A 19711-nucleotide genomic window follows, 5' to 3' on the forward strand; every position below is an offset into this window, starting at 1 on the left:
TTTGAATCTGTTTAAATTATTTTTAAAATATTCAGAATCGATTAAATTTCGGCAAAAACCAACTCACATTTTACAAAAAAAGCTAAAGTTCGTTGCTCTTGAAATAAAAAAATCCTGCCCAAGAAAATGAGCAGGAAATATTTTAATTATTAGTAAAAGTTACTTTGTTGGAGCAGCTTCTGGTTTTGGAGCTAACAAATCATTCTGCAAAGTAGCTTCTGGCTGTACCATCGGCGCTTTTAACCCTGAAAGTTTATCCAAAACGGTTACGATTTCCGGATCGCCCAAGTTGTAGAAGAAGCGGCTTGCAATTTTGCCATCTTTATCCAAAACGATAAAAGAAGGAAGTTTGAAACCATAAATTCCCAAGTCTTTAGCGATTTGAGCATTCATTCCGCCATCGCCGTAAACGCTAGTTCCTTGAATTCCTTTCAATAATGCGTTGCTGGTTTTCACGAATTGGTCTTTGGTATCATCCAAATTTACAAAAGTGAAATTCATTTTTGATTTGTAGAAATTTACTACTTCTCTCAACACTGGAACGGTTCCTTCCGCGATGTAAGGATTCCAAGAAGCGTAGAACATCACCAAAGTTGGTTTTCCAGTAGCAAATTTATAATCGCTTCCGTCGGCTTTCGCCAATTTTGCGGAGCTCATTGCATCGCCAACTTTAGGGCCTTCGATTACGAATTGAATTCTTTCCAAATCTTTTTTGATTTGGCTGTCTTTGATTTTTTCTTTAATGATTTTCGAAATTTTATCAGAGTTTTCCTTAGTCATTCCCGGTGCAATATCACCGCTAGAAAGTACGAAAGCCAAAAGATAATCTTTAGCGGTTTGCGAAAGGTCTTTTTTTGTATCTAAAAATTTTGCGAAAACTTCAGAAGACATTTCTTTACCAGTTTTGTTATTTGCTGAAGCGAAATTCTGGAATTCAGAACTCAATTTTCCTAACAGATAGTTTCTGTAAACCGGTTGGTTTCTCAACATTCTTTCGTTATCTGAATCCAATTTTGCTTCCGCATCTTTGAAGTTTTTAGAAACTTTATAATTAGGATTTTGGGTAACTTGCGGGTGATTGATTTCATATTGACTCATCAATCCCAACAAGCTTGCATTCAATTCATCTTTTTTATACTGAACCACTTCGCTGTCAGCAGAAGTTTTTTTGGCGGAAGCTTCGATACTAGTTTCGAAATCTTTTCTAATTTTTTCTACATCTTTCAAGAAAGCATCTTCATTTTTGCTTACCAATTCTCCAACATTGATTTTGGCAGCATAGCCTTGGATGAATTTCTGCACATCCATTAAGAAATCATTGTTCTTTTTGGCATCACCGGTAATAGTGAATTGATTAGGGAAATTGGCAGCTTGGCCAGAAATATTTAATTCCTGTCCACCTTTAAGGTAAATCATTGCAGTTTTACCGGCATAAGACATGATGTACATTCCGTTTTTGGGAGCTTCGAAACTCCCGGAAAAACTCCCTTTTGAATCTACTCCTAAATTAACCAATGGCAAAGTTGCCACGCCTGAAGCTTCGATAAATTCAATTCTTTCCAAAGGTGATCCACCTGCGAAATTACCTTTTACTTCTACCTTTTTTGAACATGACATTGCTACGAAAGCAAAAATCAGCATTAAAAAATATTTACTCATGTTTGTATTGTTGTGTATAAATTTTGTTTACAATTAAATCTCTATTCTTTTCTGGTATAACGGGAACAAAAGTAAGTTATATAAAGAGTTAAAGAAAATTTTAGAATGTTTTTTGTGAAATTTTAACAAAGAAAAATCCGTTTTCAATATTAGAAAACGGATTTTTAAATTTTAATAAAGATTTTATCCTCTGTTGATATTCGCTGCCATAAACTCGCGGTTCATTCGTGCGATTACTTCCAAAGAAATTCCTTTAGGACATTCAACTTCGCAAGCGCCGGTGTTTGAGCAGTTTCCGAAACCTTCTTCGTCCATGGCTTTTACCATGTTCAGAACTCTTCTTTGCGCTTCTACTCTACCTTGCGGAAGCAATGCGTATTGGGAAACTTTAGCTCCAACGAATAACATTGCAGATCCGTTTTTACAAGTCGCCACACAAGCTCCACAACCGATACATGCAGCTGCATCCATTGCTTTGTCAGCATCTTCCTTCGGAACTGGGATCGCGTTGGCATCCAAAGTATTTCCGGAGGTATTCACGGAGATAAATCCACCTGCAGCCATTACTTTATCAAAAGCACTTCTATCAACCACCAAATCCTTAATTACAGGAAAAGCAGCACTACGCCAAGGTTCGATATGAATGGTTTCGCCATCTTTAAACATTCTCATGTGCAATTGGCAAGTAGTGATTCCGGTATCCGGACCGTGAGCTCTACCGTTGATATATAGTGAACACATTCCGCAGATTCCTTCACGACAGTCGTGGTCGAAAGCGATAGGTTCTTTTCCTTCATTGATTAGATTCTCGTTGAGCATATCCAACATTTCAAGGAAAGAAGAGTCGGTGGAAACGTCTGAAATTTTGTAGGTTTCAAACTGTCCTTTTGATTTATTGTTTTTCTGTCTCCAAATTTTCAGAGTCAGGCTTAATCCTTTTTTAGCACTCATTTTAATATTTACTTTTTCGGAGATTATTTATAACTTCTTGTTTTCACTTCGATGTTTTCATAAATCAGGTCTTCTTTGTGCAAAACTTCCTGATTAATGTCGATCCCTTGGTATTCCCATGCTGCAACGTATTTGAAATTCAAATCATCGCGTTCCGCTTCACCTTCTGGTGTTGCGTGATCCCATCGGAAGTGGCCTCCACAGGATTCTTCTCTTTTCAAAGCATCAATTGCCATCAATTGTCCTAATTCCAAGAAATCTGCTACTCTGAATGCTTTTTCTAATTCAGGGTTCATTTCATTGGCTTGTCCTGGAACTTTCACATCTTTCCAGAATTCTTCTCTCACTGCAGCAATTTCTTTGATTGCTTCTTGTAAACCTTCAGGAGTTCTTCCCATTCCTACTTTGTTCCACATGATGTGTCCCAATTTTTTATGGAAATAATCTACCGAATGTTTTCCGTTATTATTGATGAAGAAGTTAACTTTATCTTGAATTTCCTTTTCAGCAGCATCAAATTCAGCAGAATCGGTCGGAATTGCTCCCGTTCTGATATCTGCAGAAAGATAATCTGCGATCGTATAAGGAAGTACAAAATAACCATCTGCAAGACCTTGCATCAATGCAGAAGCACCCAATCTGTTCGCTCCGTGATCTGAGAAATTAGCTTCTCCGATTACGAAACATCCCGGAATAGTAGATTGCAAGTTATAATCAACCCAAACACCACCCATTGTGTAGTGAACTGCTGGATAAATCTTCATTGGAGTTACATACGGGTTATCCGCTGTAATTTTTTCGTACATCTGGAAAAGGTTTCCATACTTTTCTTCAACCCAAGCTTTACCTAGATCGTAGATTTGCTGTTGTGAAGGATTATGAATATTTTTCTCCAAAGCAGCTTCTTTTCCTTTTTTCATGATTTCTGTTGAGAAATCTAAGTAAACGCCTTCTTTGGTATCATTATTTTCAATTCCGAAACCTGCATCACATCTTTCTTTCGCCGCTCTGGAAGCTACGTCACGAGGAACCAAGTTTCCGAAAGCTGGATATCTTCTTTCTAAATAATAATCTCTGTTTTCTTCAGCGATATTTTCAGGTTTTAATTTTCCTGCGCGAATTGCTTCTGCATCTTCAATATTTTTTGGAACCCAAATTCTTCCTGAGTTTCTCAAAGATTCCGACATCAAAGTAAGTTTTGACTGTTGCGTTCCGTGAACCGGAATACAAGTCGGGTGAATCTGCACATAACAAGGATTTGCGAAATACGCTCCTTTTTTATGAATTTTCCAAGCAGCTGAAACATTCGATCCCATTGCGTTTGTAGAAAGGAAATACACGTTTCCGTAACCACCAGAAGCGATTACTACTGCGTGTGCAGAATGTCTTTCAATTTCGCCGGTCACAAGGTTTCTTGCAATAATCCCTCTAGCTTTTCCATCTACGATAACGAGGTCAAGCATTTCGTGACGGTTATACATTTTAATTCTACCTTTCCCGATTTGGCGGCTCAATGCAGAATAAGCTCCCAGCAAAAGTTGTTGTCCGGTTTGCCCTTTCGCATAGAAAGTTCTTTTAACTTGTACTCCACCGAAAGAACGGTTATCTAACTGTCCACCATATTCACGGCCGAAGGGAACACCTTGCGCCACACACTGGTCAATAATATTTGCGGAAACTTCTGCAAGTCTGTAAACATTCGCTTCTCTTGCGCGGTAATCTCCACCTTTGATGGTATCGTAAAACAATCGGTAAGTAGAATCTCCATCACCTTGGTAGTTTTTCGCTGCATTAATACCACCTTGAGCAGCAATAGAGTGCGCTCTTCTTGGCGAATCTTGGTAGCAGAATGCTTTTACATTATATCCTTGCTCTGCCAAAGTTGCAGCAGCTGAACCTCCTGCCAAACCAGTTCCTACAACGATGATATCAATCTTATCACGGTTGTTTGGTGCAACAAGGTTCATGTGGTTTTTATGGTTTTTCCATTTGTCCGCTAAAGGACCAGCTGGAATTTTTGAATCTAATTTGCTCATTTTTTAGAAATTTTAAATTTTAAACTTTAAATTTTAGACTACTTAAAACTTAAAATTTATTGAGTTAAAAAGTGATATACTGCAATGATAATAAACCCTGCAGGAATAAGAATAGAATACCAAGTCCCGAGAGTTTTGATAACAGGAGTGTATTTCGGATGACGCGCTCCCACAGATTGGAAAGACGATTGGAAACCGTGCGCCAAATGCAATCCTAAAAGCACAAAAGCAATCACATAAAAACCAACTCTCAACGGATTTGCGAAATTCGCGTGAAGTTCTTCCCAGAATCTTCCGTTATCGGGCGTGTTGGCTTCGATATACTTGAAGTTGATCTCATGCCACCAAAAATCGTAAAGGTGTAATCCTAAAAAAGCTAAAACTACCAATCCGGAAATAATCATATTTCTCGACATCCATGTAGAATTGGCTGAACCTTTGTTTACTGCATATTTCACTGGTCTTGCGCTTCGGTTTTTCAATTCAAGAACAAATCCCATTACAAAATGGAAAACCACTGCAAAACCCAAAACCGGTTGCATCAGAAACTGAATAACCGGGTTATAACCCATAAATTCTGAAGCTGCGTTGAATGCTTCGGGGCTGCAAATTGAAAGTAAATTCACCGAAAGGTGCATGATAAGGAATAGGAGCAAAAACATTGCAGACAATGCCATTGCGTACTTTCTACCGATAGTAGAACTTGTTAATCCTGCCATAATTAATGTTTAAATTTGAATTTCCACAAAGTTAAAAAATTGTTAAGGTATCTGTAGGTGAGATTTATCAGATTTTTTTAGTTTGTAATCTTTCTAAATAAGTTTTGCTTTATTCATCAAAATCGTAAATTTTGCCTTTTATTCGAACTTCATTAGTTCCTTTGGGTAGAATCTTGATTTCAAAGTTTTGCACTCTTCTTGCCGTTAAATAAGGTTCAATGATATATTGTTGAAGTTTATCGGTATTTGCTTTTTCTTTTAAAATAAACACAACTTTCTTATCATTTTTGACCGAAATAATTTTCTCTTTAAAATAATAATGTTCCAAAACCTCATCAATTTCTGCAGCTTTATAATTGAGCAAAAGTCGCAGTGCAAAGAAAATCAAGAGAAAATAAATAACCCTCAAAACATTTTTAGCTTTTGGTTTCAAAATCGCAAATCTTAAAAACCAAACCACTGCAAAAGCGACCACAACTTCCAAAAAAGTCATCGAAAGCATTTTATGGAAAGCAAAATCGAAATCTGCAAACCAATGAATCATTTTTAATGTAAAAACAACCACCTCATCATAAATCAAATTCAACCAATAAAACTGAAAGGAAAACCCAATAAGAAGCGTCATCAACAAAGAAAAAACAATAAGAATTTCCGAAAAAGGAATCACTAATAAATTGGCAAAAATCGACACTAAAGAATATTGATGAAAATAATAAATCACCAGCGGAAGCGTTGCAATTTGCGCTGCAAAACTCACTGAAACAATATTGACGAGAAATTTCTGAAAATTATTTTTCGGTTTTGGCAAGTATTTCAAAATCGGTTTATTCAACCAGAAAATCCCGAAAACCGCTGCAAAACTCAGTTGAAAACCAACATCAAAAAGCTGTTGCGTATCGAAAATGAGCAATCCCAATGCAGCCAAAGCCATCGCATGAAGCAAATCGGGTTTTCGTTGTAAAATCACAAAAATATAATACGCAGAAATCATGATGCAACTCCGCACCACCGAGCTTCCGTAATCGATAAAAACAGCAAATGCCCAAATCAAAATCAAGGCAAAAATCATTTTGAAATTCCTAAATTTCGGCGGAAAAATCCAATTCAAAACCAACAAAATCAACCAGAAAATAATCGCCATGTGCGAACCGGAAATCGCTAAAACATGCATCAATCCTGATTTGTTGAAATCCTGAACCGTTTCCTGATCCATCTCAGTTCGATCTGCAAGGATAATTCCTTTTGTAAATTCTCTTGTTCTTTTGCTAAAACCGCTGCGATCGATTTTACTTAAAGTTTCCAAGCGTTTTTGTTTAATTTTTTCAGCAAAACTTAAATCATTTCGCAATCCGGATTTGAAAGAATTGGGCAGGTAAGCTTGAAAATAAATGTGTTTTCTTGCCAAATACTTTCTATAATCAAACTGAAAATCGTGATAAGGTTTTTGAAGCGAATTGATGTGAACTTCACCTTTATAATAATGCAGAAAATCGAGTTCACTTTCGGATTTCGGAACAGAAAGAACGCTTAGAAATGATTCTTTTCCTTTCCACGCGACGATTTCATAACGACGATTTTTTTCGTTGGAATTGAGTTTTTTGTTGATTTTGAAAACGATGTTTTCTTTGCTTTCAAGAATCGGTAATTTAGGCTTTTTGGAATGGAAAAAATGGGCAAAAACTCCTAATGAAAAGAACAAAAAGAACAATGAAAGATGTCGAATTCGATAAAGACAAAAGCTTTTAACGAAATAAATAGTTAATGATAAAAAACTGAATATCAACAAAATACAAATTAAATTTTGCTGCAGTGAAAAATAATCCTGTAAAACAATTCCCAGGACAAAACAAATACACAGAATAAGTAAAGGCTGCTTTTGCAATGTTTTAATTTTACAGTTAAACAGCTATTGAATTATGATAAAATCAGCTTTTTACAACAATTTCTGCAGCATGATCACTTGCGCCCTTTCCTCCAAGTTTCTCGCGGAGCAATTCAAAATCTTGTAACATTTTTTCACGCGTTTCACCTTCTAAAATCCGTTGAAGTTCTTTCACTAAATTTTCAGTATTTAGCTCTTTTTGAATGAGTTCAGTAACCACTTCGCGATCCATAATTAAATTCACCAACGAAATAAATTTAATGTTTTTTACCACTCTTCTTCCGATTTCATAGGAAATTTGACTGCTTCGATAACACACCACTTCCGGAATATTGAGCAGAGCGGTTTCCAAAGTTGCAGTTCCGGAAGTCACCAAAGCAGCGCGTGAACTTCTCAATAAATCGTAAGTTTTATTGGACACAAAATGCACATCATCGTCCACAAATTTTCGGTAAAATTCCTTCGGTAAACTTGGTGCACCAGCAATTACAAATTGATAATTTTTAAAAAAAGGTCGCACAGAAAGCATTAAAGCCAACATTTTTTCTACTTCCTGTTCACGCGAACCCGGCAAAAGCGCAATGATTTCTTTCTCATTTAAACCATGTTCTTTTTTAAAATACTCAGCAGAAATTTCTGGCAAATCTGAAATTGCATCAAGCAAAGGATGACCAACAAAATGCGCATCAACACTGTGTTTTTTATAAAAATCTTTCTCAAAAGGAAGAATCACGAGCATTTCATCAACGAATTTTTTGATTTTTTCAACGCGACCTTCTTTCCACGCCCAAAGTTGTGGCGAAATATAATAAACCACCTTAATCCCCAACGATTTCGCGAACTCGGCAATTCTTAAATTAAATCCCGGATAATCCACTAAAACCAATACATCAGGTTGATAATCAGCAATATCTTTCTTGCAGAATTTTATATTTCCGAGAATCGTTTTGAGATTTTTCGCCACTTCCAAAAATCCCATGAAGGCCAAATCTTTATAATGCTTCACAGGCTGAAAACCTGCAACTTCAGCCATCAAATCTCCTCCCCAAAACCGAAATTCAGCGGAAGAATCTTTCTTTAAAATCGACTTCATTAAATTAGAAGCATGCAAATCTCCGGACGCTTCTCCTGCGATGATATAGTATTTCACGTGGTAAAAAGTTGTAATTTTGCTCAAAGATAAAGATAAAAAATGTCAGAAGAATTTGAAATAAAAAATAAAGTTGCAGACAGCGGTTTGATTAATTTCGACCTTTCTGCATTAATACCGAAAGGAAAAAGAATCGGGATTGACTTGAAAGATTTCCTTTTCGAAGGTTTAATTTTAAAAGAAAAAGACTTTCGCGAAAAAATTGCAGCACTCAATACAGATAATTTTGAAGATTCCTATATCTACATTTATAACTCTGCAGATGCGATTGTTCCCCTTTGGGCGTACTTTCTCATCACCGCAAAACTAACCGAAGTTGCTAAAAAAATCGTTTTCGGAAACCGTGAAGATTTGGAAGTGTTGTTGATGCACAACGCCATTCAAACCTACGATTTCAGCGAAATGAACGGAAAAAGAGTTTTAGTAAAAGGTTGCAGCGACCAATCAATTCCGGAAAATGCTTATATCGAATTGGTGGAACAGCTGAAACCACTCGTAAAATCGCTGATGTTTGGCGAAGCTTGTTCGAATGTTCCGATTTTTAAAAATTAAATCTTTTAGTTTTCATTAAACTTAAAATTTTAACAATACTTTATCATTCTAAAAAAAGATTGCGGAAGATTTTTTGTTACATTTGAGTTTCATATTTAATCACAAAAAATACAAACTATGAGTTTAATAGATTTAATTACCGGAAACGCCGGAAACCAAGTAGCAACACAAGCCGAAAACAAATTTGGCATCAGCAAAAACCAAATTATTGCCCTTTTAGCAGTTGCTGCGCCTTTGGTTATTTCTTATTTAAGAAAAAAATCTCAAGAAGATCCGAACGAAGCTGAAGCTTTAAATAACGCTTTAGACAAAGATCACGATGGAAGTATTTTAGACGATCCTTCTCAAGTAGAAGCGCGTCAACAGGAAGGAGGTTCTATCTTGGATCATATTTTCGGAGGTCAAAAAGCTACGGTAGAAAATCAACTTTCTCAGAATACGGGAATTTCAATGGACAAAATCGGACCCATTTTAGCGATGCTGGCTCCAGTAATTATGGGTTATATCGGCAAACAAAAACAATCAAGCGGAGTAACTTCCGGTGGTGGTTTAGGCGATTTGTTGGGCGGAATTTTAGGAGGTGCACAAAGCCAAGTTCAATCTGAACCTTCAAATCCTTTGAATGACATTCTAGGAAGTGTTTTGGGTGGTTCTCAAGCCAACAATTCCGGAAATCCTTTGAATGATATTTTGGGATCCGTTCTTGGCGGTGGTAATCAGCAACAGCAATCACAAGGCGGATTGGGAGGATTATTAGGCAGTATTTTAGGCGGAAAATAAATTTAACTTTCCACTAATAAATTAAAAAAAACCGAAGATTATTCTTCGGTTTTTTTAGTTTTTGGAGCCGCTTTTGGCTTCTTTTCTACGTTTGCATTTTCAGTTTTTTCGGTTGGTTGGCCAACTTCTTTTCGCACTTTGGCTTTCGGTGATTTTTTGTCATCTTCATCCAAAACTTTTACCGGAATATTCTTCACAGAGGCAGATTTTCGAGGTCTTTTCTTTCCATAGCTTCCAGCTGTAACTTTGCCTCGTCTTGATTTTTGATCTCCTTTTCCCATAATTAAATTATTTTTTGATGTTGATTTCATCAAAGTTAATTAAAAAATCGCCAAAGCGAATCTTAAAAAATCATAAAGTTTAGACCTTAAACACTATAAATCATCACTTTCCGAGAATTCCATTTGCCCAAAAATCACTTCTTACAATCGTTCAAAAAACTTATCTTTGTCCCTGCAAAATTGATTAACTCAAATATCCTAAAAATATGTTTCGTACGCACACCAACGGAGAACTTTCTTTACAAAATATTGATCAAAACGTCACCCTTTCCGGTTGGGTTCAGACCATCCGCGACAAGGGATTTATGATTTGGATCGACTTGCGAGATCGCTACGGAATTACCCAATTGGTATTTGATGCTGATCGTTCATCAGCTGAATTATTAGAAAATGCAAAAAAACTCGGTCGCGAATTTGTAATTCAAGTGAACGGAAAAGTGATCGAGAGACAAAGCAAAAACCCGAAAATTCCGACAGGAGAAATAGAAATTTTAGTTGAAAAACTAACGATTTTAAATGAATCTCAGCTTCCGCCATTCACCATCGAAGACGAAACCGACGGTGGTGAAGAACTGAGAATGAAATACAGATATTTGGACATCCGCAGAAATCCGGTAAAAGACAAATTGATTTTCCGCCATAAAATGGCGCAAAAAGTAAGAAATTACCTTTCTGACCAAAATTTTATCGAAGTTGAAACTCCGGTTCTCATTAAATCTACTCCAGAAGGTGCGAGAGATTTTGTGGTTCCAAGCAGAATGAATCCGGGGCAATTTTATGCACTTCCGCAATCGCCACAAACTTTCAAGCAACTCTTAATGATTGGCGGAATGGACCGTTATTTCCAAATTGTAAAATGTTTCCGTGACGAAGATTTGCGTGCAGACAGACAGCCGGAATTCACCCAAATCGATTGCGAAATGGCGTTTGTAGAACAGGAAGATGTTCTGGAAATTTTCGAAGGAATGACCGCAAATTTGTTGAAAGACATTACCGGAAAAGATTTCGGAAAATTCCCAAGAATGACCTTCGCTGATGCGATGAAAAAATACGGAAACGACAAACCGGACATCCGATTCGGTATGGAATTCGTGGAAGTAAATGAATTGGTAAAAGGCAAAGATTTCAAAATATTTGATGATGCAGAATTGGTGGTTGGAATCAACGTTGAAGGTTGCGCCGATTATACCAGAAAACAAATCGATGAATTAATTGATTGGGTAAAACGCCCACAAATAGGAGCTTCCGGAATGGTTTGGATTAAATTCCAAAACGACGGAATCGTAACTTCTTCTGTAAATAAATTTTACAATGAAGAAGATTTAAAGAAAATTACAGAAAAATTCGGAGCAAAAGCGGGAGATTTAATCTTCCTCATGTCCGGAAATGAAAATAAAGTAAGAACCCAACTTTCTGCTCTCAGAATGGAATTGGGAAACCGTTTAGGTTTAAGAAATCCGAAAGAATTCGCTCCACTTTGGGTGATCGATTTCCCACTTTTGGAATGGGACGAAGAAAGCGGAAGATATCACGCGATGCACCACCCTTTCACTTCCCCAAAACCGGAAGACGTACATTTATTGCAAACCGAACCCGGAAAAGCAAGAGCAAACGCCTACGATTTGGTACTGAACGGAAACGAAATCGGTGGTGGCTCGGTAAGAATTTTCGACAAAGAATTGCAGTCAACAATGTTTGATTTACTCGGTTTCACGAAAGAAGATGCTGAAGCTCAGTTTGGATTTTTGATGAACGCTTTCAAATTCGGAGCACCGCCACACGCTGGTTTAGCGTTTGGTTTCGACCGATTGGTAGCGATTTTAGACGGAAACGAAGTGATCCGAGATTACATCGCTTTCCCGAAAAACAATTCCGGAAGAGACGTCATGATCGATGCACCAAGTAAAATTGCAGACGAGCAGTTGGATGAACTTTTCTTGAAAGTAGAAACTAAAGGATAAATCAAGTGTTTTTAAAACAAGCCAAGAAGCAATCTCAATCAATGGGATTGCTTCTTTTTTACATTTAAATTTCATCAAAATTAACTTAAAAACATTAATTTTAGTCAAATTTTCCAAAGCCATGAAATTCATCTTTCTCTTTTTTTCTTTTTTCTTATTCATCTCTATGAACGCTCAAAAACTCACTTCATTCGTCAATCCATTTGTGGGAACAAAAAACATGGGACACACTTTTCCCGGAGCCACTTCCCCGTTTGGAATGGTTCAGCTTTCTCCGGAAACAAACCAAGTTCCTTACGCGATTGATGGAAAATACAATCCCGAAACATATCGTTACTGTTCTGGTTATCAAGCGCAAGATCAAACTATTTTTGGATTTTCACACACTCATTTTAGCGGCGTTGGTCACTCGGATTTGGGAGATTTTTTAATCATGCCCACAACGGGAAAACTCAATTTAGAACCCGGAAAAATCAACGAACCCAAAAGCGGATATCATTCCCAATTTTCAAAAAAAACCGAGAAAGCAGAACCCGGTTTTTATGAAGTAATGTTGGATGATTATGGCATCAAAGCTGAACTTACGACTTCCGACCGCGTTGGTTTTCATCGATACACTTTTCCTAAATCTGGAGAATCGCACATTATTTTAGATTTAATGTCGAATATTTACAATTATGAAGGGAAAAATGTATGGACTTTCGTAAGAGTAGAAGATAATCAAACCGTTATTGGATACCGAGAAACTACAGGTTGGGCGAGAACTAAAAAAGTATTTTTCGCGATGAAGTTTTCTAAACCTTTTAAAAATTATGGAAGAAAAAGATATGAAAAGGTAGAATACAACGGCTTTTACAGAAAATTTAATGAAAATGAAAATTTCCCAGAATTTGCAGGAAGACAAATCCGCGCTTACTTCGATTTTGATACCGAAAAAGATGAACAGATTTTAGTGAAATTTGCTCTTTCAAATACTTCAACCAACGGAGCATTGAAAAATTTGGAAGCAGAAATTCCGCATTGGAATTTTAATCAAATTAAAGAAGAAACCTCGGCAAAATGGGAAAAAGAACTTTCAAAAATTGAAGTAGAAACATTAAATCTAAACGATAAAAAAACTTTCTACACGGCAATTTACCACACCATGATGTCGCCGATTTTGTATGAAGATATCGATGGACAATATCTTGGACTCGATCAAAACATTCATGAATCCGAAGGTTTTACGAACTACTCTATTTTTTCACTTTGGGACACCTATCGCGCGCTGCACCCGCTTTACAACATCATTCAACCGAAAAGAAACAACGACTTCATTCATTCGATGATGGCTCATTATGATCAAAGCGTTCACAAAGCTTTGCCGATTTGGTCGCATTATGCCAACGAAAATTGGTGCATGATTGGCTATCATTCCGTTTCGGTAATTGCCGATGCCATCGCAAAAGGAACTACAAATATTGATTTAAATAAAGCTTTAATTGCTTCTAAAAATTCATCAAACCTAAAATATTACGATGGAATTGAACATTATTTAAAATATGGTTACGTTCCGGAAGATAAAAGTTCATCGTCGGTTTCCAAAACTTTAGAATATGCTTATGATGATTGGGCAATTGCACAAATTGCCAAAAAATTAGGAGACCAAACTACCGAAAATGAATATTTGAAGAGAAGCGAATCTTACCGAAATGTTTATAACCCGAAAACTGGGTTTATGCATCCGAAACTTTCCGATGGAACTTTCAAGAAAGAATTTGATCCGATGGATACGCACGGACAAGGTTTTATCGAAGGAAACGCCTTCAATTACGGACTTTATGTTCCGCAAAATATTCCGGAAATGATAAAAATGATGGGCGGAAAAACGAAATTTTCTAAACATTTAGATGAAATTTTCACCACGGAAATTGCCGACAAATACATCGAGAAAAACGAAGACATCACCCGAGACGGGATCATCGGAAACTACGTTCACGGCAACGAACCGGGGCATCACATTCCATATCTTTATAACTGGACCAACGATTCTTGGAAAACACAAGAACGTGTAAGAATGATCTTGCGAAAAATGTATTCTGCAGAAGAAGATGGGCTTTGCGGAAACGATGATGCAGGACAAATGTCGGCTTGGTATGTTTTCTCGGCGCTTGGTTTTTACCCTGTTCTTCCAGGTTCCGACGAATATCAAATCGGTTCTCCACTCGTGAAATCTGCGAAAATCAATTTAGAAAACGGAAAAACTTTGCACATCAAAACCGAAAATCAATCGGAGAAAAATGTGTATGTAAAGAAAATTTCGGTCAACGGAAAAGAAATAAAAACGCATTTGCTAAAACACAGTGATATCGCCAATGGTGGTGAAATTATTTTCACCATGAGCGATAAACATTAGCTTAAGGCAATTTCGCAACTAAAAATTCCGGTGAAAGTTTCAAAATCCAATAGATGATTTTCCATTTCCAATTTGGGACGATGGTGAAAGAATTTCCTGCGTTTACGATATGTTTCGCAACATAATCGGGTTCCATCATCAGGTTTTTGTTGAGTTCCAAACCTGCATTTATTTTGGTATTGATGTAGCCACTCACCAAAACATTCACGATCACTTTCCTTGATGCCAATTCTTGTCTCAAACCTGATAAATATTGGGTAAAAGCAGATTTTGTACTTCCGTAAACAAAGTTTGATTTTCGTCCACGAACACCAGAAAGCGAAGAAATTCCGATAATTCTTTCTAAATTTTGATTGGAAAAATCGGTTGCAATAATATTTAAAATAGAAACCGCGCCAATGTAATTCACTTTCATCATGTTGAAAGTTCTTTCAAAATCATGCAAAGCCTCTTGATTTTCCACCAAAAAACCGGCGGCATAAACCACAATATTCGGTTTTGCTGATAGTTCATCATAAAATTTTTGATGAGAACTGAAATCTGTGGCGTCGAAATATTTAAGTTCAACATTATTTTGGAGATTATTTTCTTCAACGAAATTTTTCAGCGAAGACAAATCTCTGGAAGCCGCCAAAACATGAAATCCCTTTTCCGAATATTGCAAAATACATTGCTTCGCAACATCGGAATTCGCACCGAGAATTAGGATGGTTTTATAAAAATCCATTATGCTATTTCGCACGCAATCTTTCCTTAATTTTTCCAATATTTTCTTTGGCGGAATCTTCTAAAATTAATGAAGCGCTCATCAAAATTCTTTCTGGCATTAATTGATCAAAATGTTCGGTACCTTCCCAAGAAACTTTTTTAATCAATGATAAAGCGTCAGAACTTCTGGTTGATAGTTTTTCCATAAAGGCAATAATTTTCTCATCCATTTCCTGAATATTTTCTGAAACCGAATGATAGACATCGTGTTTTTCGCACCAATCTGCAGTTCTGAAATCTGCGTCAATCGACATCGCTGAATAGGCAGATTTTCCAATTTTTCTTTCTACATAAGGTCCAATAATGAATGGCCCGATTCCCAAATTCAATTCTGTTAAAGCCATTGCTGCGTATTTTGTAGCGAAACAATAATCGGCTGCACAAGCGATTCCCACGCCTCCACCGGTTGTTTTTCCCTGAACACGAACGATGACTATTTTCCCACAATTTCGCATCGCATTTAAAACTTTAGCAAAACCTCCAAAAAATATTTTCGATTTTTCCAACTCTTCGATTTCCAATAATTCATCGAAACTGGCTCCGGCGCAAAATGCTTTATCTCCTTCGGATTTTAAAAGAATTGCTTTGACATTTTGATCTTTTCCGCTTTCTAAAATAGTTTGCGCCAATTTTTCTAAAATTTCTCCCGGCAAAGAATTGCTTTTCGGGGTTCCGAAAGTAATTTCAGCGATGTTGTTTTTTATCTCTTGGGCTACAAATCCGTTGTTCATTTTCTATTTTTATCTTGATTATTTTAAGGTTTCATTCCCAAAGCTTTGGTATAACCTTCAATTTTTTTGTTGTTTTTAAACTTCATGTTTTCGAGCAAATCGAGCATTGCCTTTCTCACTAAAGCCTGATTTGGTCTTGCTTCGCGAACTTTCGAGAAATTGCTTCTATCCTTTTTGGTGTAATCCACGATGAGATCCCAGTTTTCAGGTTTTGGGATGTACATCATTCCACTTTTGGGAACCATTTTTTTATAAGGCCAAAATGTCCAGCCAATATTATTTTCCTCAAGCGTTTTTCGAAATTGTTCCACCCACTCATCAGTGTTTTCGCCGGTTTCGCCCATCATAAGTGGTAAATTTACCTTTTCCCTAAAATCAATAAAATCCTGAATAGCATTTTTATCCGTACCACTCCAATATCGATGTGGAGTGTACATGATATTGTCATCAAATTTAGGATTATTAAATACTTTAAAATTTCCATTCCACTGTGCTCCTCCCAAAAGGATAATGTGGTTTTTATCAGCCTTTCTGATTGCCGCAGTGCATTCAATATAAAGCAGTTCTAGTTTGGAATTCAGCAAAGGCAAATCTTTATCAAAATAGTGCGCAATAGGTTCATTCAACAAATCGTAGCCTAAAATTGCTGTTTCTTTCGAATAATGCTTTGCAATTCTCTGCCAGATTTCGATGAATTGTTTTTGATCTTCTTTTTCCAAAAGCAACCATGGATAACCATAGCTATCATCAATATTATCGCCCGTTTGTCCACCAGGCGCAACGTGCATATCAAGAATTACATACAAACCCGCCTCTTTGCACCAAGAAATAACTTCATCTAAAACTTTAAATCCGTTCTGGTCATCGGAAACTCCCATAAAATCTTCATTCGTAAACATTTTATAATGAAAAGGAATTCGCACAGTATTCATTCCTGTCGATTTGATGTAGAGAATATCATCTTTGGTAATATAATTTTTCTGGAAATTTCGCCAAAATTCATTGGTAAAACGCGGCCCAACCATTTCAGCAAATGCATCATTGATCAAACGGTAAGAAGATGTACCTTCAAAAAAGAACATATATCCTTCCGGATTCAGCCAATTTCCGAGATTTGTACCTTGTATAAAGAATTTTTGATGGTTCGGTGTATAAATATTTTGTCCATCAACATACAAAAATTTTGTATTCTTATTGATTTTCTGCCCTAAAAATAGATGACTGAAAATCAACATAACAAGCAATACAAACGGCTTTAAAAAAGAAATTATTTTCATTTTATTAATATTAATCAATAATTAATTTTTAGTCGTTTAAAATATCAAATTGTTCAAAATGATGCGTAAAATGTTTGCGATGGAAAAGCTCCCACATCTCCTTTCCTATTTTGCAAAAAAGAGGATGAGTGTGTTCTACCAAAGGATTTTCGCGATAATATACCAGATAAGATTTCAAGCTTTTCATGAATTTTTCTTTGGCTTCGTCAAGATTTTTGTAGCGGAGCGACGCATTTTCATTTTCCGGTAATCCTTCGAACTTTAAATCCCGAGAAATTGGTTTTTCTTTGTAAAGCCAATCGCGAAGTTTTTCCAATTGTTCCTCATCTTTTGTTCGGCATTCCATATGTTTTTCTCCCACTGAAAATTGCAAGAAATCTTCTAAATGTTCCAACATATTTTGCGGCGTCATAATTCCCCATTTCGGTTGAGAATTTTCCGTTAACGCATTCAATTTCTTTTGAATATTTCTCACATTCAATTCTAAAAACTGAGATTTTTTAGCAACTAAAGTCAAAATCGTCGCAACACAAACAATCTCATCGCGCTGATTGACAACTTCAACCAGCCATTTCACCACACCACTCGGAATATTTCTTCCTTTTACCCCTTTGTTGATTTTTTCTTTGGCCGTTAAATAAACCGTAATCGTGTCTCCTGCATAAACCGGTTTGAAGAAACTTGCATTTTCCAATCCATAATTGGCGATAACAGGTCCCTTTTTCCCGGAAACAAACAAACCAGCTGCCGCAGAAAGGATAAAATATCCATGTGCAACCGTTTTATCGAAAATAGTTCCGTTCAAACTTGTAGAATCGGTGTGAGCATAAAAATGATCCCAAGATACATTAGAGAAATTCACAATATCGGCTTCTGTAACTGTTCTTCCGGCGGTTTCTAGAGAATCTCCGATTTCTACTTCTTCAAAATATTTTCTGAAAGGATGTTTGTCTGAAAATTTCTGCGTTGCACCTTGTTGGTAAATTTTGGTTATCGCCGTCAAAATATCCGGCGAACCTTGAATGGCAGTTTTCTGTAAAAAGAAATGAAGTCCGTTCAATCCTCCCATTTCTTCACCACCGCCTGCTCTTCCGGGGCCGCCATGCATTAAAGTTGGAAGCGGAGAACCATGACCTGTGGATTCTTTGGCATTATCTCGATTTAAAACAAAAATTCTACCGTGAGTGGTCGCCATTTTCCAAGATGTTTCTGCAACAAATTTTTCGTCGTGGGAAATGATGGAACCTACCAAACTTCCTTTTCCTCGTTTCGCTAGAGCAGCGGCTTCTTCCGCATCTTTGTAAGGCATGATTGTAGAAACAGGTCCAAATGCTTCCACATCGTGGGAAATGTTTTTATTGAAAGGTTGGTCGTTGTAGAATAATTTCGGACTCATAAACGATCCGGACTCGTAATTAGCGTCAATTAAATCTTGTTTTCCGTCGTAAATGAGTTCCGTTTCGGTTTTTAATAAATTGATTTTTTCAGAAACTTCCTTGAACTGATCTTTCCCGGCCAAAGCGCCCATTCGCGTTTCGCGATTGAGTGGATTTCCAATTTTTACTTGATCTAAAGATTTAATTAAAGCATTCTGAACATCACCAATCAAATTTTCCGGAACGATAATTCTACGAATTGCGGTACATTTTTGACCGGATTTAGTAGTCATTTCGTTACGAACTTCTTTGATGAAAAGATCAAATTCCGGAGTTCCTGGTTTTGCATCTAAACCTAAAATTGAACAGTTTAAAGAATCTGCTTCCATATTGAATCGCACAGAATTCTGAGCAATGGACGGCATTGATTTCAATTTTTTCCCGGTGGAAGCCGAACCCGTAAAGAGAACAGAATCTCCATCTTTCATGAACTCAAGCATGTTTCCTGCACTTCCACAAATTAGTTGAATGGCACCTTCGGGAAGAATTCCGCTTGCGATCATGTCTTCGAAAACGGCGTGGGTGAGATAACTTGTTGGCGTTGCAGGCTTCACAATACTTGGAACTCCCGCCAAAAGCGAGGTTGAAAGTTTCTCCAACATTCCCCAAACTGGGAAATTGTAAGCATTAATTTGAACAGAAACCCCTTCACTTGGTGTTAAAATATGCGTTCCGAGAAAAGTTCCGTTGGCTGAAATTTTCTGCGTATCTCCATCTACCCAAAACGGCGTGTTGGGTAACATTCTTTTTGCTAAACCTGAATAAGTGAAAAAAGTTCCAAAACCACCTTCAATATCTACCCAAGAATCCGTATGAGTTGCACCGGTTTTATAGGAAATTTCGTAATATTTTTTCTTTCTCTCGAGAAGATAAAGTGCCATTTTCTTGAGCATTTCACCTCGATCATAAAAAGTCATGGAAGAGAGATTTTTATAACCGACCGTTCTTCCGAAATCTAACGCTTGCTCGAAATTGATTCCTTCGGTGTCGGCGATTGCCACTTTTTCTCCGTTTACTGAATTATAAAGTTGATTTCCTTCGCCGGTTCCTTCTACCCATTGGTTGTAGATATAGTTTTTGAGCTTTTGCATTTTTTTAAATAAGTAAATATTAAGAATGTTAAGATACAGAAA

At 36.8% G+C, this 19711-nt stretch carries 15 protein-coding genes; 4 read left to right on the forward strand and 11 right to left on the reverse strand.

The window, feature by feature from the left end; genetic code table 11:
- Positions 1-159 precede the first annotated feature (159 nt).
- From NOV28_RS10270 to lpxB, 6 genes are all read right to left on the reverse strand, one after another.
- Positions 160-1659 (reverse strand): TlpA family protein disulfide reductase, encoded by a 1500-nt coding sequence (locus tag NOV28_RS10270; protein ID WP_255930633.1) that lies wholly within the window; start codon positions 1657-1659, stop codon positions 160-162.
- Positions 1660-1842: 183 nt separating this feature from the next.
- Complete coding sequence (locus tag NOV28_RS10275) at positions 1843-2610, reverse strand: succinate dehydrogenase/fumarate reductase iron-sulfur subunit (RefSeq protein WP_255930635.1); 768 nt, start codon at positions 2608-2610, stop codon at positions 1843-1845.
- A 23-nt stretch (positions 2611-2633) separates the two neighbouring features.
- Positions 2634-4646, reverse strand: coding sequence for a fumarate reductase/succinate dehydrogenase flavoprotein subunit (locus NOV28_RS10280; RefSeq protein ID WP_255930637.1), 2013 nt, complete (start codon positions 4644-4646; stop codon positions 2634-2636).
- A 56-nt stretch (positions 4647-4702) separates the two neighbouring features.
- Positions 4703-5365 carry a succinate dehydrogenase cytochrome b subunit gene (locus NOV28_RS10285; RefSeq protein WP_255930639.1) on the reverse strand — a complete coding sequence of 221 codons (663 nt, stop codon included), beginning with the start codon at positions 5363-5365 and terminating at the stop codon, positions 4703-4705.
- Between the two features lie 109 nt (positions 5366-5474).
- Entirely contained in the window at positions 5475-7247 is a 1773-nt protein-coding gene (locus NOV28_RS10290; RefSeq protein WP_255930641.1) for a ComEC/Rec2 family competence protein, read from the reverse strand.
- Positions 7248-7290: 43 nt separating this feature from the next.
- On the reverse strand, positions 7291-8397 hold the full coding sequence (gene lpxB / locus NOV28_RS10295) for a lipid-A-disaccharide synthase (protein WP_255930642.1): 1107 nt from the start codon (positions 8395-8397) through the stop codon (positions 7291-7293).
- A gap of 42 nt (positions 8398-8439) precedes the next feature.
- On the opposite strand from lpxB, the gene NOV28_RS10300 reads away from it, so the two are divergent.
- Positions 8440-8949: a DUF2480 family protein gene (locus NOV28_RS10300; protein WP_255930644.1), complete on the forward strand. Its 510-nt coding sequence runs from the start codon at positions 8440-8442 to the stop codon at positions 8947-8949.
- 117 nt (positions 8950-9066) lie between these two features.
- Positions 9067-9729 (forward strand): DUF937 domain-containing protein, encoded by a 663-nt coding sequence (locus tag NOV28_RS10305; protein WP_255930646.1) that lies wholly within the window; start codon positions 9067-9069, stop codon positions 9727-9729.
- A gap of 38 nt (positions 9730-9767) precedes the next feature.
- Here the strand turns inward: NOV28_RS10305 and NOV28_RS11215 are convergent, their stop codons facing one another.
- On the reverse strand, positions 9768-10040 hold the full coding sequence (locus NOV28_RS11215; RefSeq protein ID WP_369413225.1) for a 30S ribosomal protein THX: 273 nt from the start codon (positions 10038-10040) through the stop codon (positions 9768-9770).
- 176 nt (positions 10041-10216) lie between these two features.
- Between NOV28_RS11215 and aspS the strand changes: the two genes are divergently transcribed.
- Positions 10217-11971, forward strand: a complete 1755-nt coding sequence (gene aspS / locus NOV28_RS10315) for an aspartate--tRNA ligase (protein WP_255930648.1) — start codon at positions 10217-10219, stop codon at positions 11969-11971.
- A gap of 121 nt (positions 11972-12092) precedes the next feature.
- Positions 12093-14366 carry a GH92 family glycosyl hydrolase gene (locus NOV28_RS10320; RefSeq protein WP_255930650.1) on the forward strand — a complete coding sequence of 758 codons (2274 nt, stop codon included), beginning with the start codon at positions 12093-12095 and terminating at the stop codon, positions 14364-14366.
- A gap of 1 nt (position 14367) precedes the next feature.
- Here the strand turns inward: NOV28_RS10320 and NOV28_RS10325 are convergent, their stop codons facing one another.
- From NOV28_RS10325 to paaZ, 4 genes are read right to left on the reverse strand one after another with little or no spacing between them, the layout of a single operon-like run.
- Entirely contained in the window at positions 14368-15093 is a 726-nt protein-coding gene (locus NOV28_RS10325) for an SDR family NAD(P)-dependent oxidoreductase (RefSeq protein ID WP_255930652.1), read from the reverse strand.
- Between the two features lie 4 nt (positions 15094-15097).
- Entirely contained in the window at positions 15098-15865 is a 768-nt protein-coding gene (locus NOV28_RS10330; protein WP_255930654.1) for an enoyl-CoA hydratase/isomerase family protein, read from the reverse strand.
- A 23-nt stretch (positions 15866-15888) separates the two neighbouring features.
- Entirely contained in the window at positions 15889-17142 is a 1254-nt protein-coding gene (locus tag NOV28_RS10335; RefSeq protein WP_255930655.1) for a glycoside hydrolase family 5 protein, read from the reverse strand.
- A gap of 28 nt (positions 17143-17170) precedes the next feature.
- Entirely contained in the window at positions 17171-19669 is a 2499-nt protein-coding gene (paaZ, locus tag NOV28_RS10340) for a phenylacetic acid degradation bifunctional protein PaaZ (protein WP_255930656.1), read from the reverse strand.
- Between the last annotated feature and the right edge of the window lie 42 nt (positions 19670-19711).

The organism is Kaistella montana (assembly GCF_024436175.1).
In the GTDB taxonomy this organism is placed as follows: Bacteria; Bacteroidota; Bacteroidia; order Flavobacteriales; family Weeksellaceae; genus Kaistella; species Kaistella montana.

Coding starts and splice junctions, on each gene's coding strand:
- NOV28_RS10285 (WP_255930639.1), bottom strand. CDS start 5,365: ATGGCAGGATTAACAAGTTCTACTATCGGTAGAAAGTACGCAATGGCA.
- NOV28_RS10305 (WP_255930646.1), top strand. CDS start 9,067: ATGAGTTTAATAGATTTAATTACCGGAAACGCCGGAAACCAAGTAGCA.
- NOV28_RS10270 (WP_255930633.1), bottom strand. CDS start 1,659: ATGAGTAAATATTTTTTAATGCTGATTTTTGCTTTCGTAGCAATGTCA.
- NOV28_RS10275 (WP_255930635.1), bottom strand. CDS start 2,610: ATGAGTGCTAAAAAAGGATTAAGCCTGACTCTGAAAATTTGGAGACAG.
- paaZ (WP_255930656.1), bottom strand. CDS start 19,669: ATGCAAAAGCTCAAAAACTATATCTACAACCAATGGGTAGAAGGAACC.
- NOV28_RS11215 (WP_369413225.1), bottom strand. CDS start 10,040: ATGAAATCAACATCAAAAAATAATTTAATTATGGGAAAAGGAGATCAA.
- NOV28_RS10300 (WP_255930644.1), top strand. CDS start 8,440: ATGTCAGAAGAATTTGAAATAAAAAATAAAGTTGCAGACAGCGGTTTG.
- NOV28_RS10330 (WP_255930654.1), bottom strand. CDS start 15,865: ATGAACAACGGATTTGTAGCCCAAGAGATAAAAAACAACATCGCTGAA.
- NOV28_RS10335 (WP_255930655.1), bottom strand. CDS start 17,142: ATGAAAATAATTTCTTTTTTAAAGCCGTTTGTATTGCTTGTTATGTTG.
- NOV28_RS10325 (WP_255930652.1), bottom strand. CDS start 15,093: ATGGATTTTTATAAAACCATCCTAATTCTCGGTGCGAATTCCGATGTT.
- NOV28_RS10280 (WP_255930637.1), bottom strand. CDS start 4,646: ATGAGCAAATTAGATTCAAAAATTCCAGCTGGTCCTTTAGCGGACAAA.
- aspS (WP_255930648.1), top strand. CDS start 10,217: ATGTTTCGTACGCACACCAACGGAGAACTTTCTTTACAAAATATTGAT.
- NOV28_RS10320 (WP_255930650.1), top strand. CDS start 12,093: ATGAAATTCATCTTTCTCTTTTTTTCTTTTTTCTTATTCATCTCTATG.